The organism is Pseudomonas sp. CMR5c (assembly GCF_003850545.1).
In the GTDB taxonomy this organism is placed as follows: domain Bacteria; phylum Pseudomonadota; class Gammaproteobacteria; order Pseudomonadales; family Pseudomonadaceae; genus Aquipseudomonas; species Aquipseudomonas piscis.
In genome coordinates this window covers 4,107,810-4,121,047 of the sequence record NZ_CP027705.1, presented here as the reverse complement: position 1 = coordinate 4,121,047, position 13,238 = coordinate 4,107,810, and the positions used below count along the sequence as shown (strand labels likewise).

The 13,238-nt window shown below is 64.8% G+C and carries 13 protein-coding genes; 9 read left to right on the top strand and 4 right to left on the bottom strand.

Translation table 11 applies throughout. The features are described from left to right. Nucleotides 1–99: 99 nt before the first annotated feature. The gene (locus tag C4K40_RS18955; protein ID WP_053131059.1) at nucleotides 100–648 is read right to left on the bottom strand and encodes an adenylate kinase; all 549 of its coding nucleotides are present in this window, start codon (nucleotides 646–648) and stop codon (nucleotides 100–102) included. 177 nt (nucleotides 649–825) lie between these two features. Between C4K40_RS18955 and C4K40_RS18950 the strand changes: the two genes are divergently transcribed. The 3 genes from C4K40_RS18950 (at nucleotide 826) to C4K40_RS18940 (ending at nucleotide 2,606) form a co-directional block, all read left to right on the top strand. After that, nucleotides 826–1,218: a hypothetical protein gene (locus C4K40_RS18950; RefSeq protein WP_053131057.1), complete on the top strand. Its 393-nt coding sequence runs from the start codon at nucleotides 826–828 to the stop codon at nucleotides 1,216–1,218. An 89-nt stretch (nucleotides 1,219–1,307) separates the two neighbouring features. Further along, complete coding sequence (locus tag C4K40_RS18945; protein ID WP_124421338.1) at nucleotides 1,308–2,141, top strand: hypothetical protein; 834 nt, start codon at nucleotides 1,308–1,310, stop codon at nucleotides 2,139–2,141. Nucleotides 2,142–2,210: 69 nt separating this feature from the next. Further along, nucleotides 2,211–2,606, top strand: a complete 396-nt coding sequence (locus C4K40_RS18940; RefSeq protein WP_022639355.1) for a hypothetical protein — start codon at nucleotides 2,211–2,213, stop codon at nucleotides 2,604–2,606. On the opposite strand, the gene C4K40_RS18935 is transcribed toward C4K40_RS18940, so the two are convergent. Then, nucleotides 2,603–3,175 carry a type 1 glutamine amidotransferase family protein gene (locus tag C4K40_RS18935; protein WP_022639354.1) on the bottom strand — a complete coding sequence of 191 codons (573 nt, stop codon included), beginning with the start codon at nucleotides 3,173–3,175 and terminating at the stop codon, nucleotides 2,603–2,605. The genes C4K40_RS18940 and C4K40_RS18935 overlap by 4 nt on opposite strands. Before the next feature lie 231 nt (nucleotides 3,176–3,406). On the opposite strand from C4K40_RS18935, the gene C4K40_RS18930 reads away from it, so the two are divergent. The 6 genes from C4K40_RS18930 to C4K40_RS18905 all read left to right on the top strand — a co-directional run bounded on the left by C4K40_RS18930 (nucleotide 3,407) and on the right by C4K40_RS18905 (nucleotide 10,245). Continuing rightward, nucleotides 3,407–4,375, top strand: coding sequence for a hypothetical protein (locus C4K40_RS18930; protein ID WP_053131053.1), 969 nt, complete (start codon nucleotides 3,407–3,409; stop codon nucleotides 4,373–4,375). 159 nt (nucleotides 4,376–4,534) lie between these two features. Next, a complete protein-coding gene (locus tag C4K40_RS18925; RefSeq protein WP_053131051.1) occupies nucleotides 4,535–5,968 on the top strand; it encodes an RtcB family protein in 1,434 nt (477 codons plus the stop codon). Between the two features lie 795 nt (nucleotides 5,969–6,763). Next, a complete protein-coding gene (locus C4K40_RS18920; RefSeq protein ID WP_022639351.1) occupies nucleotides 6,764–7,150 on the top strand; it encodes a RidA family protein in 387 nt (128 codons plus the stop codon). Between the two features lie 76 nt (nucleotides 7,151–7,226). Next, nucleotides 7,227–7,991, top strand: a complete 765-nt coding sequence (locus C4K40_RS18915) for an IclR family transcriptional regulator (RefSeq protein WP_022639350.1) — start codon at nucleotides 7,227–7,229, stop codon at nucleotides 7,989–7,991. Nucleotides 7,992–8,038: 47 nt separating this feature from the next. Further along, on the top strand, nucleotides 8,039–9,256 hold the full coding sequence (locus C4K40_RS18910; RefSeq protein WP_053131046.1) for an amino acid deaminase: 1,218 nt from the start codon (nucleotides 8,039–8,041) through the stop codon (nucleotides 9,254–9,256). Nucleotides 9,257–9,327: 71 nt separating this feature from the next. Continuing rightward, a complete protein-coding gene (locus tag C4K40_RS18905) occupies nucleotides 9,328–10,245 on the top strand; it encodes a sugar kinase (protein WP_053131044.1) in 918 nt (305 codons plus the stop codon). A gap of 62 nt (nucleotides 10,246–10,307) precedes the next feature. Here the strand turns inward: C4K40_RS18905 and C4K40_RS18900 are convergent, their stop codons facing one another. Beyond that, the gene (locus C4K40_RS18900; RefSeq protein ID WP_053131042.1) at nucleotides 10,308–10,583 is read right to left on the bottom strand and encodes a peptidylprolyl isomerase; all 276 of its coding nucleotides are present in this window, start codon (nucleotides 10,581–10,583) and stop codon (nucleotides 10,308–10,310) included. Nucleotides 10,584–10,622: 39 nt separating this feature from the next. Next, nucleotides 10,623–13,175, bottom strand: coding sequence for a PAS domain-containing sensor histidine kinase (locus C4K40_RS18895; RefSeq protein WP_053131040.1), 2,553 nt, complete (start codon nucleotides 13,173–13,175; stop codon nucleotides 10,623–10,625). Nucleotides 13,176–13,238 lie beyond the last annotated feature (63 nt).

Here is a 13,238-nt window from a genome sequence, read left to right as displayed (position 1 = left end):
GTTCCATTGAGACGCCCTTGTGGCGCATCCAATTCTGGCGCTCGCCGATCGGTGGGCGCTTCAGTCATCCAGGGCCGATGCCCTGGTCCGTGACGGCAATCAGCAAGTGCTCCTGGCCATGATCGCCAGGGCTTGCTCCAGCATCTGTGGTACCGATACCGAACCGTCGATATGCCCCTGGGGCCGCTTGAGCCGTGCCAGCCACGCCTGGTGTCGTGGGCGGTTGCGCCCTTCCCGGGTGCCGCTGTCGTAGGCTGCCGCCCATTCGAGGAAGGCCAGGTGCCGGGCATACATGTCGCCGCCGGGCAAGATACGCGGGCCGAAGCGTTGGCGTTCCCGGGCACGGATGCGTTCCAGGCGCAGCGGCGTCGGCGTATCGATGTACAGCACCCAGTCCGCCTGGGCGATGAGGGTATCGCCCCAGCCATCCATGGACCCGGACACCACCCAGGGCTCGCGCCCCAGTGCGCGGCTAAGGTTCTGCACACGTCGCTCCGGGGGCCAGGCTTGCACGAAAGGCGGGTCGCTGGGTTGCCAGTAGTGATCGTCGACATCGACATGGGGCAAGCCCAGGTGCCGGGCCAGGGCAGTACCCAGGGTGCTGACGCCGGCTCCCGAGGCGCCGATCAGGTAGATGCGTTGATTCAAGGGCTGCTCCTCCAGAGCCAGGCAAGGGGCGACAGCATGCCATCGCGCAGGCCGTTGGGCCGCTATTTGTGTCCAGGGAACGGAAAATGTTCATCTTCGCCTGCTAGAACGGGGCTTTTACTCAGCCAGGCCGCAGGCTCCATTGGAGCGTCCGGCCGCCAGGGAGGCTCCTGTCATATGCGCGTCTTACTGTTTTTAGCTCCATTGCTGCTGTGCGCCGGTATTGCCCATGGGGAGGATGCGGCCTCTGTATTGGGGCATGGCTTCGGTTCCTTGAGCTGCATCGACCTGCAAGACCCGGACAGCAAGGCCACCTGCGGTGCTCGTGCATTGTCCAATGGCAAGGGCTGCCAGGGCTTGTCCAGCCAGGGCATGCGCGATAAGTGCCTGGATGAGGCGCTGTATCCTGCGAGCAGCTCGAATCGTAGTCGGGTGACCAGGATCAAGCCTGCGGTGTCGGCGCGACGGGCATCCGAGCAGCAGGGCGCAGCGCTTCCCGCACCGCCGCTGTCGGACGCCGAGGCCCGGCACCTGGAGCAGGTGCTGGGGGTCAAGGGCAGCCGTCCCTGAGGCGGAGTCGCCGGGGCGCAACAAGCTTTTGTGTGTCTTCGCGCCAGCCTATATGCTCCCGGCCCCTGGGCAGGCCCATGGAGCGAACCGTGCACTACCGATCTTTTGAATGCCTGCCGCGGCTTGTCGCAGGGGGCTTGCTGCTGGCTGGCCTGCTGCTCGGCGCCGGTTGCCAAGGTACCTCGGCGCCCACTCCCGAGCAGCAGGCCGCTAAACAGATGGCCGGCTTTGTTTCGAGCTTCGAGCGGGTGTTGAACCAGGGCGTGAACCGCTACAACGTCGATGACTGGGTCGGCGGCCTGACCCTGCATGCGGTGATCGATCGTCGCAACGCGGTAGTCGGTTGTTCCGCCGAGGCATTGCCCGACTATCCCCTGCAGCGTTTCCCGGACAACCGCAGGCTTGCACCGTTGCTGGAGAGCATCTGCTGGAACATGGTATTTCCCAGGGCCGGGGCGCAGCTGTTCGCCAGTGCTCCCGGGGACGATCTGCAAGTAGTGCTGCCGGTGGTCTTCCCGCAGCCGAAGTCGCGGCCGATGGAGGAACAGAAGATTCGCGCAACGGTCCGCGGGTACGCGCTGCAAGAGCAGTACCTCTGGCATCGGCTGTTCGCCCAGGAGTCCCTGGACAGCATCGGTACCGCCCGTATTCGCGCCCGAGCCAATGAGCAGGGGCAAGTGGTCGATTGCCAGGTCGAGCTGGTGGCCATTGATGGGCGAGAGGAAGATTTCAGGCAGGACCCTGGCCTGCGACAACGCCTGGAGGCGCGCTGCATGACCCTGGACCCGCAGCGAATGTCGGTTTTCCTTGTATTGCGGCCCACGCAGGAGCAGTTTCGGGTGGAGTTGGAATACTCCCCATGGAAGGTCGACTCGTATCGACCAGGCCAGGGGCAAGACTCCGGAGCGGCGCCGCTGCCGTAACCGCTCGGGAGGGTAGCGCAGCAGCGATGCCCTCGATCTTTTGTGCAACCCACATCGAGGTTAACCCCTGTGAGCAAACTGGCCTGCCGCTGCGGACATGTCATCGTCGACCAAACTGACGACCTGCCTTACAAGGCGGCGATCTTGCCCGATGGGCAGGAGCAGGAGTTCTTCACCGGGGCGGCGCAGTTGGCCAACGACCTGCTGGTCGCCGCCAGCGCCGGCAAGGTCGACGAACTGCTGGACCGGGAGTACGCCAAGGGCCCTTGGCGGCCCCAGCCCACCGAGTATTTCGAGGATCGCTTGTCCAGCGTCTACCTGGCCTGCACCTCCACGGCCTACGAGTGCAGCCGCTGCGGGCGGTTGTGGTTGCAAAAGCCCGGCCTCGAGGACTTTGTCTCCTTCGCGCCTGACAGCGGGCACTACGAAGCGGTGCTGGCGGTGGATAACCCGCTGGCCGACTAGCCTTGCCGGCGGTGTTGCGCAGCGTGCAGGGCGATGTAGTCCTGCAGGTTCTGATCGTCGATACCCAAGGTACGCAGGATCTGTTCCATGAAGCTCACCGGGGCGCTGCCCGGCGCGGTGATCACGCGCTGGTCGGCCACGGCGTGGGCTACATCCTGGTAATGCGCGGCGCCGCCGTAGTTCACCGAGAGCAGGTTGGCCGCCGAATTCGAGGTGTGCTGCAGGCGATCGAGAACCCCGGCCTGGGCCAGGACCCGGGTGCCGTCGCAGATTCCTGCGAGCACGATGCCGCGTGCCTGGGCGTCACGCAGCAGGGCACCGATCTCCAGGGGCTGGCCGCTCTGCCAGAAGGTTGCGCCGCAGATCATCAAGAGGTCGAGTTGCTCCAGGTCGATGTCCTCCAGTGCCAGGTCGGGCGTCACTCGCAAGCCGCCCATGGATGTGACGAGCGTGCCGCCGGGGCTGGCGTAGCGGCAGTCGAAACCGTAGTAGGCCCGGGCAGTGGCGTTGATCAGGGAGGTTTCCCAGTCGGCGAAGTCTTCGGTAAGCAGGGTGATGGCGCGGGGCATGGGCAATCCTTGCTGGAATAAATGGAGGTTGAGGTGCATCAGCGCAGCTCGCTGCATGTTACATCGCGGCTGCGAGGTGCCTGCATGTCCCGGTGCTTGGTCTAGGCTTCAGAACATGAGGTGGCGCATCGCCATCGATCCCTGGCCAGGCGCTTGTGAACCCATGGCCAGAGGCTGCAAGCCGATCAGGATGGTCGCTGGCGGGGTTGCTCCTGCCAAGGAAGGTGTTCAATGGGCGAGGGGTCTGCAAATGAGCCGGTCGGCGACGAAAAACTCGAGCGCTATGTCAATCGCGCCGTCGAACAGATTGCCCTGGACTCCATAAAGGAGGCTGCGCTGCGCTCTTTTCCAGTCAGGAAGGAGCGATACCGGGACCAGTTGTTCAAGTACCTGCTGGGGCCGGTCGCGGTGGGTACGCTGATTGCCGGGGCCTTTTCCTTCTTCGCATCCTTCACGGTCTCCCGGATCCAGGATGACCAGCAAAAGCGCGAGTTGCGCCATGCCGAGAACATCGGCGTCTATCTCAAGTACAAGCAGGCCCATCGAGCGCGCCTGCTGCAGGGCAGCATGCTGGGGTCCGCGTTGAGTTGGGGCTTCACCACTGAAATGGTCAATGAGCGCAAGCGCAGTTACGACGCGGTGTTCCTGAAGACCAATGAGATCTTCCCCGACGCCCGGGACTATCTGGGGCGGGTGGTGGTGCCGGCCGGCCTGGATAGCAAGGAAACCTTCCGCAACACCATCGAGAAGCTCCGGGATGTCACGGTGGTCCACGACCTTGCGCTGACGGCCGCCTATTCGGTGAGAAATGATTGGGACCAGGCTATCTGGCCCGATAGGTTGCGGCAGGACCCGCAGTTGAGCCTGTACCGCTTGAAACGGGAGCGTGATTGCAAGGTCGGCAATACCTTGAAGCAGTACCGTTTCCGCCAGGAAAAATACAACACCACGGCCCTCAAGAATATCTACACCTACTGCTCCGACGTGGTCTTCAAGAAGCTCGACGAGGCGATCTTCAAGGAAACCTCCAGTGCGGTCGATGTATTCGCCACCTGGCAGAAAGAGACCACCGACGCGGTCGGCAAGGCCTGTTCGCTGGAGGAAGCCAAGGTGACCCGGGACGTGACCGACGACTGCAGCAAACTGGCCATGGAGCCCGCGACGCCGGGGCTGAGTGCTTTCCAGGCCAAGCGTTGGTAGGACCAGTTCGGGGCTGGGCGACAAAAAAATCGCCGGCGGGTATTTACATGAAGCCTCGGGCTCATCACTATATGCGCCGTCTAAGTTTCGCTGCTGACCAGACAATTCCAGCCACCAAAAGGGTGGTTGTTTTGTTGCGTCCAAGAAAAGCAGTCGAATATGACCCAAGTACCGTTCAAGAGAATTCAGCACAAGCTCGCCCGTTCCGGGGTGGCCATCGAACGCCTGAATTCCAATTCCCTTTCCATCTCCTCGATCAATGACGCCGGGCTCAAGGCTGATTTGCTGCTGCCCGAAGGTTTTGCCATCGAAGAGAAGGCCATCACCCAGCTCATGGATTTCGCTCGCGTCGCCCACCCCCATGGCGGCGAGGTGAAGTGCGCTTGCGCCACGCCGGACTTCCACACCGGCAGCTCGATTCCGGTGGGCAGCGTGATCGTCACCAGCCACGACCTGGTGGTGCCCCAGGCCATCGGCACCGATATCAATTGCGGCATGCGCCTGCACAAGCTGGGCCTGGACTATGAGCAGTTCATGGCGCAGAAGGCCAAGTGGACCGCCCTGGTGCGTGGCGACCTGCTGGAAGGCACGCGCAACATTCCCACCAGCCCGCAAGCCATGAGCGCGTTGTTCGAGGCGGGCCTGGGAGATTTCTGGGCCCAGGTCCGGCAGCAGGCTCCGGTGGGCTTGTTCGCCGGAGCGGATTTCGCCCAGTTGCAGCGTGAGCTGGCCGGCCTGCATGGCTCGTCCTTTGCCCGAGGTCGCGCCGCCTATGGCCCGGAAGCCTTGCAGGACCGGTCGCGGCAGGTTCTTCGTGATCCGGGCCTGGGCTCCCTGGGCGGCGGCAATCACTTCGTCGAGATCCAGGTGGTTACCGAGCTGGTGGATCGCCAGGCCTGCTTTACCCACGGCCTGGCGGTGGGGCAGGTGGTGATGATGATCCACACCGGCTCGCGGGATGTCGGGTTCTATGTCGGCCGGCGCTGGATGGACAAGGCCAAGGCCTTGTGGCCGGCGGGGCTGAAGCATCCGCAATCGAAGATCTTCGCCCTGTTCGGCGCGATGGCCGACGAGTACCTGCTGGCGATGCACAGCGCCGCGCACTATGCCGATGCCAACCGCGCGCTGATCGCCGAGATGGTGCGCCAGCGCACCCGGCAGGTGTTCGGCGCGGGGATCGAGGCGCCGCTGATCGTCGATGTGCCGCACAACATCGTGTTGCGTGAGGAGGTGGGCAACGTGCACCGCAAGGGCGCGACCCCGGCCTATGCCGGGCAGCCGTTGCTGATTCCCGGGAGCATGGGCCACGATTCCTACCTGTTGACCGGCCTGGGCAACGAACGCTGGGTACGTTCGGCCAGCCACGGCGCCGGGCGTTCGATGTCGCGCGGCGACGTGATAGTGCGGGCCAAGCGGGACAAGGCGTTCCTGGGGTTACAGGGGGTGGAGTGCATCACCACCAAGGAGGAGCGAATGATCGAGGAGGCGCCGGGGGCGTACAAGGAGATCGGGCAGGTGATTCGTTCCCAGGTGGAGGAGGAGACGGTCTCGGTGATTGCGCGGTTTTCGCCGGTGTTGACCTTCAAGGCGTAAAAGCGATGGGCGCTTGGGGCGCGATGGTTTGCGGATTTACCGTTCAGCTAGGCGGCCGCTACATTGTCGCCCCCTCTGGCCTGTTCGTTCTGAGCGTTGCCCTTGCAGTCATCGGCGGCCGCCAACGCCCGAGACGCGTTAGCCGCCAGGGCGATTGCCTGTTTGCGTTGAAAGTCGGGTATCCAGCATGAGCCAAGATCAGAACCTGAAGCACGAGGCGGGAGCGCCTTTGACAGGTGCCAGCGAGTTCGTCGTCGACAAGCAGCCCCTTGCCGAACTGCTTGCCGTGCTTGCCCCTCCACTCGGTGCCTCGCCTAGGCTCGACATGCTCTCTCTCCGGCATCGATCCATGGCCCAATGCGGCTGACCCGGCGTCCTGCCGGGTCAGCCACGGTTCAATGCCTGCGTTCGGCCATCGTGGTCAACGGGGTCTTCAGGATCAGCAGCCAAAGCAAATCTAAGCAGAGCGAAAGCCCTGGCATCGCCTTGTGTAGCCGCTGCCGCAGGCTGCGCACGGGTGCGCAGCGGTCGCTGGGATCGTCAATCCGCCGCAGGTCCTGCGGCCCTTGTCGCAGCCTCGCTCGGGCTCGACAGCGGCTACAGGGGCTGAGAGGGCGCGTTCGATTTTTCTCTGTTGTCGCCGTTAGTTTGTGTGGCAGACTTCGGAAATATTCCGTTATTACGATTTAAATTCCGTTATAGCGGAAATACTGTTCGAAGCCCGTCGCTGCTGCGATGGGCTTCGGAGCTCTCAGGCGTGGTCGTGGATGGCCACCTTCAACCAGGAGAAACCCCATGAGCATTACCCGTTACGGCACCGGTAGCACCGCAGGCGGTGGCCAGCCGCGTCCTTTCGCCCGCGCCGTGGAGGCCGATGGCTGGTTGCATGTGTCCGGCCAAGTGCCGGCGCTGGATGGCGAGATCATCCATGGCGGGATCGTCGAGCAGACCCATCAAACCATGCGCAACCTGGTGGCGATTCTCGAGGAGGCCGGTTATGGCCTGGAGGATGTGGTGCGGGTTGGCGTGTGGCTGGAGGACCCGCGGGATTTCTGGAGTTTCAACAAGGTCTTCGGCGAGTACTTCAAGCCCGAGCATGCGCCGGCCCGGGCCTGTGTGCAGGCTAGCATGATGGTGGACTGCAAGGTCGAGATCGATTGCGTGGCTTACAAGCAGCGGTAAGCGGTAAGCGGTAAGCGGCTAGCTGCAAGCGGCAAGTCGAGGCGTGAATGGGAGTGCTTTGGGGAATGGTACGAAGATGAGCGAAGACAACATCAAGCGCCGGGCCAGGGGCCTGGACCGGGCGTTCGATATCCTCGATTTCCTCAAGGAGGTCGGCCAGCCGCTGCGCCCCAACGATATCGCCAAGGGCGTGGGCAGCCCCAAGTCCACGGTCTACGAGCTGGTGGAATCCCTGCTGGAGCGGCGCATCCTGGAGCCGGTGGGGCGCGACGGGCATGTGTACCTGGGGCGCCAGCTGTACTTTCTCGGCCAGGCGCACTTGCGGCATTTCGACCTGAGCCGCGAAGCCGACCAGGCCCTGCAGGACATCGTCGCCCAGACCGGCGAAACCGCGCAGATGTGCCTGCTCAATGGGCGCAAGTACACGGTGGCGCTGATGAAGGAGGGCGAGCGGCACTTTCGCATTTCCTCGGACATCGGCGAGAACGCGCCCATTCCCTGGACCGCGTCCGGGCGCTTGCTGCTGGGGCACTTGAGCGATGAGCAGATCGTCGAGTTGATCGACGAGGGCGATTTCATCCTGCCTGGCGGCGAACGCCTGCCGCTGGCGCGCTTCCTTGGGGAAATCCGCCAGGCCAGCGAGGAAGGTTTCTTCTCTTTCGACAGCGTCGCCGACACCTTCACCCATTGTTTTGCCGCGCCGGTGCGCGACGAACACGGGGTGTGTGTCTGTACCCTGTGCATCGTCGCGCCCCGGGCCGATGCACAGGCCAACTATCGCCACTATCGCCAGGTGCTGCTCGACAGCGCCGATCGCCTGGCCCGGCGGATCAACGACTAACGTGTACCCCGCGGCCGTCGCTGGCCGCTTTGCCAAGGAGTAGCCACATGTCTTCTGTTTCGAATCTGCCGCTGGTGCAAAAGGGCACGGCCGCCACTGGCGCCAGCTTGCTCAAGGACGTCAGCCTGCCGGCCCTGGTCCTGCATCGTGAGGCCCTGGAACACAACATCCGCTGGATGCAGGCATTCGTCAGCGCCAGCGGCGCCGAGCTGGCCCCCCATGGCAAGACCAGCATGATGCCGGGGCTGTTCCAGCGACAGCTGGACGCCGGCGCCTGGGGCATCACCCTGGCCACCGCCGTGCAGGCGCGGGCGGCCTATGCCCATGGCGTGCGCCGGGTGTTGATGGCCAACCAACTGGTGGGTGCGCCGAACATGGCGCTGGTGGCCGAGTTGCTGGCCGCTGGGGATTTCGACTTCTACTGTATGGTCGATCACCCGGACAACGTGGCCGACCTGGGGGCGTTTTTCGTCCAGCGCGGCGTCACCCTCAAGGTGATGATCGAGTACGGCGTGGTGGGCGGGCGCTGCGGCTGCCGCAGCGAGCAGGAGGTCGTGGAACTGGCTCGGGCGATCAAGGCCCAGCCGGCGCTGGCCCTGTGCGGGATCGAAGGCTACGAGGGGGTGATCCATGGCGACCAGGCGGTGGCGGGCATTCGCCGGTTCGCCGACTCCCTGGTGCGCCTGGCAGTGGACCTGCAAGACGACGGCCTGTTCGCCATCGAGCAGCCGATCATCACCGCTTCGGGTTCGGCCTGGTACGACCTGATCGCCGAGTCTTTCGAGACCCATAACGCCAAGGGCCGGTTCCTCAGCGTGCTGCGCCCTGGCAGCTATGTGGCCCATGACCATGGGATCTACAAAGAGGCCCAGTGCTGCGTGCTGGACCGGCGCAGCGACCTGGACGAAGGCCTGCGCCCGGCGATGGAGGTCTGGGCCCATGTGCAGTCGCTGCCGGAGCCGGGCTTCGCGGTGGTGGCCCTGGGCAAGCGCGACGTGGCCTATGACGCCGGCCTGCCGCTGCCGTTGCGACGCTACCGGGCCGGGGCCGAGGCGGGCGCCGGGGATGACGTCAGTGGCTGCAAGGTCACCGCGGTCATGGACCAGCATGCGTTCCTCACCGTCGCCCCTGGGGTACAGCTGCGGGTGGGGGACATCCTCTCCTTCGGCACGTCCCACCCATGCCTGACGTTCGACAAGTGGCGCACCGGGTTGTTGGTGGACGAGCAGTTGCGGGTCTTGGAAAACCTCGAGACCTGTTTCTGATTCTGGCACCTGCTGCGCAGGTGATGATGTCCTCCCCGACAACACAAGTACTCGCCAGAGATGCCTTCATCATGAACACCGCCAACCCGCGCATCGCCTTGATCGGCGAATGCATGATCGAACTGCAACACCGCGCCGACGGCAGCCTGCAACAGAGCTTCGGCGGCGACACCTTGAACACTGCGGTGTACCTGGCCCGCGAGCTGGGCGAAGGCGCCCGGGTCGATTACGTCACCGCCCTGGGCGACGACAGTTTCAGCGAAGCCATGTGCCAGGCCTGGGCCGCCGAGGGGATCGGCCTGGACAAGGTCCAGCGCCTGCCCGGGCGCTTGCCGGGGTTGTATTGCATCCAGACCGATGAGCGTGGCGAGCGGCGCTTTTTGTACTGGCGCAACGAGGCGGCGGTGCGTGATTGCTTCACCACTCCGGCGGCCGGGGCGATCCTGGAGCAGTTGCGCGATTACGACGTGCTGTATTTCAGCGGCATCACCCTGGCGGTGCTGGGCGAGGCAGGTCGTGCCCGGCTGCTGGAGCTGTTGCCCGAGGCCCGCCGGCGCGGGGCCCGGGTGGTGTTCGACAACAACTACCGGCCCAGGCTCTGGGCATCCGTGGAACAGACGCGGAAGACCTACCAGCAGGTGCTGGAGCAGGTCGACCTGGCGCTGCTGACCCTGGATGACGAACAGGCGCTGTTCGGCCATGCCGATGCTGAAGCGGTGCTGGCGGCCTATCCGGGGCAGGCCGAAGTGGTGGTCAAGTGCGGCGCCCAGCCGTGCTGGGTGCGTTGTGGCGAGGGTCTGTACCAGCTAGCGGCGCAGCGGGTGGAAAAGGTGGTGGATACCACGGCGGCGGGGGATTCGTTCAGCGCCGCCTACCTGGCCGCGCGTTTGTCGGGCCAGGAGCCGGTGTCAGCAGCCGAAGCCGGGCATCGCCTGGCGTCACGGGTGATCCAGCATCCAGGTGCCCTGATCCCTCGCCACTCGGTGTAGCCGCTGCTGCAGGCGGCGTACGGGCCTTGGCCCAGTCTCGCGGGTTCGGCAGCGGCTACCGGTCAGTCGCGGAAGAACACTTGCACCAGGTGGTAGCCGAACTTGCTCTTGATCGGGCCGTGCACGGTGCGCAGGGGTTTCTTGAAAATCACCTGGTCGATGGCGCCGACCATCTGTCCCGGGCGCACTTCGCCCAGGTCGCCGCCGCGCTTGCCGGAGGGGCAGATGGAGTATTTCTTGGCCAGCACGTCGAAGGCTTCGCCCTTGGCGATGCGCTGCTTGAGCTGTTCGGCTTCTTCGGCGGTTTTCACCAGGATATGGCGGGCTTGGGCTTTCATGGGCGGGTGACCTTGTAGCGGGAATACGGCGGCCGCGGATTATGCCTGAATTCCATCTTCGCGACCGATCATCTGACGAATCTTCTGCGCCAGTTCCTCGATGGAAAACGGCTTGGCCATCAAGTCCATGCCCGGCTCCAGGAAACCCTGGCGCTCGGCGGCCTTTTCCGCGTAGCCGGTCATGAACAGCACCTTGAGCCCCGGGCGATGCTGGCGGGCGATCTCCGCCAGTTGCCGGCCGTTCATCCCCGGCAGGCCGACATCGGTCACCAAGAGGTCGACCCGCATGGGCGACTCCAGGAAGGGCAGGGCACTGCGGGCGTCCTCGGCCTCGAAGGCGCGGTAGCCCAGTTCGCTCAGCACATCGAGCACCAGCATGCGCACCGCCGGATCATCCTCGACCACCACCACGCATTCCCCGGCGATGGCCTGGGGCGGCTCGCCCAGGGTCCCGGATTCGGCGTGCTCCAGGGGCGCGGCATACAGGCGCGGCAGGTACAGGCGCACGCAGGTGCCGTGGTCCGGTTCGCTGTTGATGGTCACGTGGCCGCCGGACTGCTGGGCGAAACCATAGATCATCGACAGGCCCAGGCCCGTGCCCTGGCCTATGGGCTTGGTGGTGAAGAACGGATCGAAGGCCTTGGCCAGGATCCGCGGGCTCATGCCCGCGCCGTTGTCACTGACGCCGAGCATGACGTAGTCGCCGGCCTTGACCGGTTCCAGGGTGCTGATGTCGCTGCCGTCCAGGTAGCTGTTGGCGGTCTCGATCAGCAGCCGGCCGCCACCGGGCATGGCGTCGCGGGCGTTGATCACCAGGTTGAGCAGGGCGTTTTCCAGCTGGCTGGCGTCGGTGCTCACCGGCCAGATGCCGTCGGCCAGTTGCAGCTGCAACTCGATGTGCTCGCCCTTGGTGTGGTTGAACAGGTCCTGCAGCGAACGCACCAGCTGGTTGGGGTCCAGGGGCCGGCGATCCAGGGACTGGCGACGGGAGAAGGCCAGCAGGCGATGGGTCAGGGACGCGGCGCGCTTGGCCGAGGACATGGCGGCCTCGGTGAAGCGGCCGATCTCGTTGCTGCGGCCGTTGTCGATGTAGCGCTGCATCAGGTCCAGGCTGCCGATGATGCCGGTGAGCATGTTGTTGAAGTCGTGGGCGATGCCGCCGGTGAGCTGGCCCACGGCCTCCATCTTCTGTGCGTGGCGCAGGGCGTCTTCGGCGCGCTCACGCTCGAACATCTCGTTTTGCAGGCGCTGGTTGGCCGTGGCCAGGGCCTCGGTACGGCGATTGACCCGTTCTTCCAGGGTTTCGTTGAGGTTGCGCAGGGCTTCCTCGGTCTGCCGGCGCTCGGTCTCGTCGTAGACGAAGATATAGAAACCGTTGACTGCCCCATCGGCGCCGTGGCGGGGCAGGAAGCGGGTCAAGGCGTGGCGCGCTCGGCCGTCGCGATGGGGCGAGTCGGCCTCGAAGCTGCACGGTTTGCCCGCCAGGGCGGCGGCGATCTGCTCGGCGCGGGTGGCGTAGATCTCTTCGCCCACCACTTCGCGGATGGTCTTGCCGTACAGCTCCTGGGGCGTGAAGCCGTACCAGTCCAGGTAGGCGCTATTGTTCAGGCGAAAGCGTTCCTCGTGGTCGACGTAGCCGATCAGCGCCGGCATGGCGTTGATGATCAACTGCAGCTCGGTCTGGCCCTGGCGCAGCGCCTGTTCCATCTGCTTGCGTTCGGTGAGGTCCAGGGCGGCGCCGAGAAAACGCGTCGGCCGACCGTGGTGATCCTTGTAGCAGCGGCCCCGGGCGAAGACCCAGCGTACCTGGCCGTCGGCCAGTTGCAGGCGGTATTCCTCGGCGTATTCGCTGCCGTGGGTGATGCAGTGCTTGATGCTGCGGGCCACCATGCCCCGGTCCTCGGGATGCACGCCCTTGAGGTACTCGCTGATGGGCAGTTGCCGTGAGCGTTGCGGATCGACGCTGTGCAGTTGGGCGAAATGCGCATCGGCGATGAAGCGATCCTCGCCGATATCCCAGTCCCAGGTGCCCACCGCGTCGGTGGCGGCCAGGGCCAGTTGCAGGCGTTCCTCGGTCTCGTGCTGGGCGCGCAGGCTGTCGTCGGAGCGCTGCTTGAGCTCCAGGGCGATGCGCCGGCGCTCGTTGGTCTCGATGGCGGTGACCAGGATCCCGGCCACGGCCCCGTGTTCGTTGCGGATCGGGCTGTAGGTCAGGTCCAGCCAGACGTCATGGGCCGTGCCGTTGGTGCGCTGCAGGTTGAAGCGCTGCTCGCTGAAGCTGCGTACCTGGCCGTTGAGCACGGCGCGGTAGATCGGGTCGGTGAAGTCCTTCAGCTCTGGCCAGGTCAGGTGCGCTGGCAAGCCGAAGGCCTTGGGATGCTTGTTGCCGGCCAGCAGGGCGAAACCGTCGTTGTAGATCTGCGTCAGCTCGTCGCCCCAGAGCAGCAGCATCGGCATGGGGGAATGGATCACGATGTCCACCGCGGTACGCAGGCTCTGCGGCCATTGCCGGGAGTCGCCCAGGGCCGTGGTCGTCCAGTCCAGGCGGGCAATCAGGGTGGCGGCTTCGCTGCCGTGGTGGGAACCATTCATATCGGGGGAGTCCTGGGTGCAGCGGTATTGCGCAATGACCGACAGCCTGTGAAGTCGTGCTGC

Coding starts and splice junctions, on each gene's coding strand:
- C4K40_RS18915 (WP_022639350.1), top strand. CDS start 7,227: ATGAGCGAAGACAACATCAAGCGCCGGGCCAGGGGCCTGGACCGGGCG.
- C4K40_RS18950 (WP_053131057.1), top strand. CDS start 826: ATGCGCGTCTTACTGTTTTTAGCTCCATTGCTGCTGTGCGCCGGTATT.
- C4K40_RS18895 (WP_053131040.1), bottom strand. CDS start 13,175: ATGAATGGTTCCCACCACGGCAGCGAAGCCGCCACCCTGATTGCCCGC.
- C4K40_RS18930 (WP_053131053.1), top strand. CDS start 3,407: ATGGGCGAGGGGTCTGCAAATGAGCCGGTCGGCGACGAAAAACTCGAG.
- C4K40_RS18925 (WP_053131051.1), top strand. CDS start 4,535: ATGACCCAAGTACCGTTCAAGAGAATTCAGCACAAGCTCGCCCGTTCC.
- C4K40_RS18935 (WP_022639354.1), bottom strand. CDS start 3,175: ATGCCCCGCGCCATCACCCTGCTTACCGAAGACTTCGCCGACTGGGAA.
- C4K40_RS18900 (WP_053131042.1), bottom strand. CDS start 10,583: ATGAAAGCCCAAGCCCGCCATATCCTGGTGAAAACCGCCGAAGAAGCC.
- C4K40_RS18920 (WP_022639351.1), top strand. CDS start 6,764: ATGAGCATTACCCGTTACGGCACCGGTAGCACCGCAGGCGGTGGCCAG.
- C4K40_RS18910 (WP_053131046.1), top strand. CDS start 8,039: ATGTCTTCTGTTTCGAATCTGCCGCTGGTGCAAAAGGGCACGGCCGCC.
- C4K40_RS18905 (WP_053131044.1), top strand. CDS start 9,328: ATGAACACCGCCAACCCGCGCATCGCCTTGATCGGCGAATGCATGATC.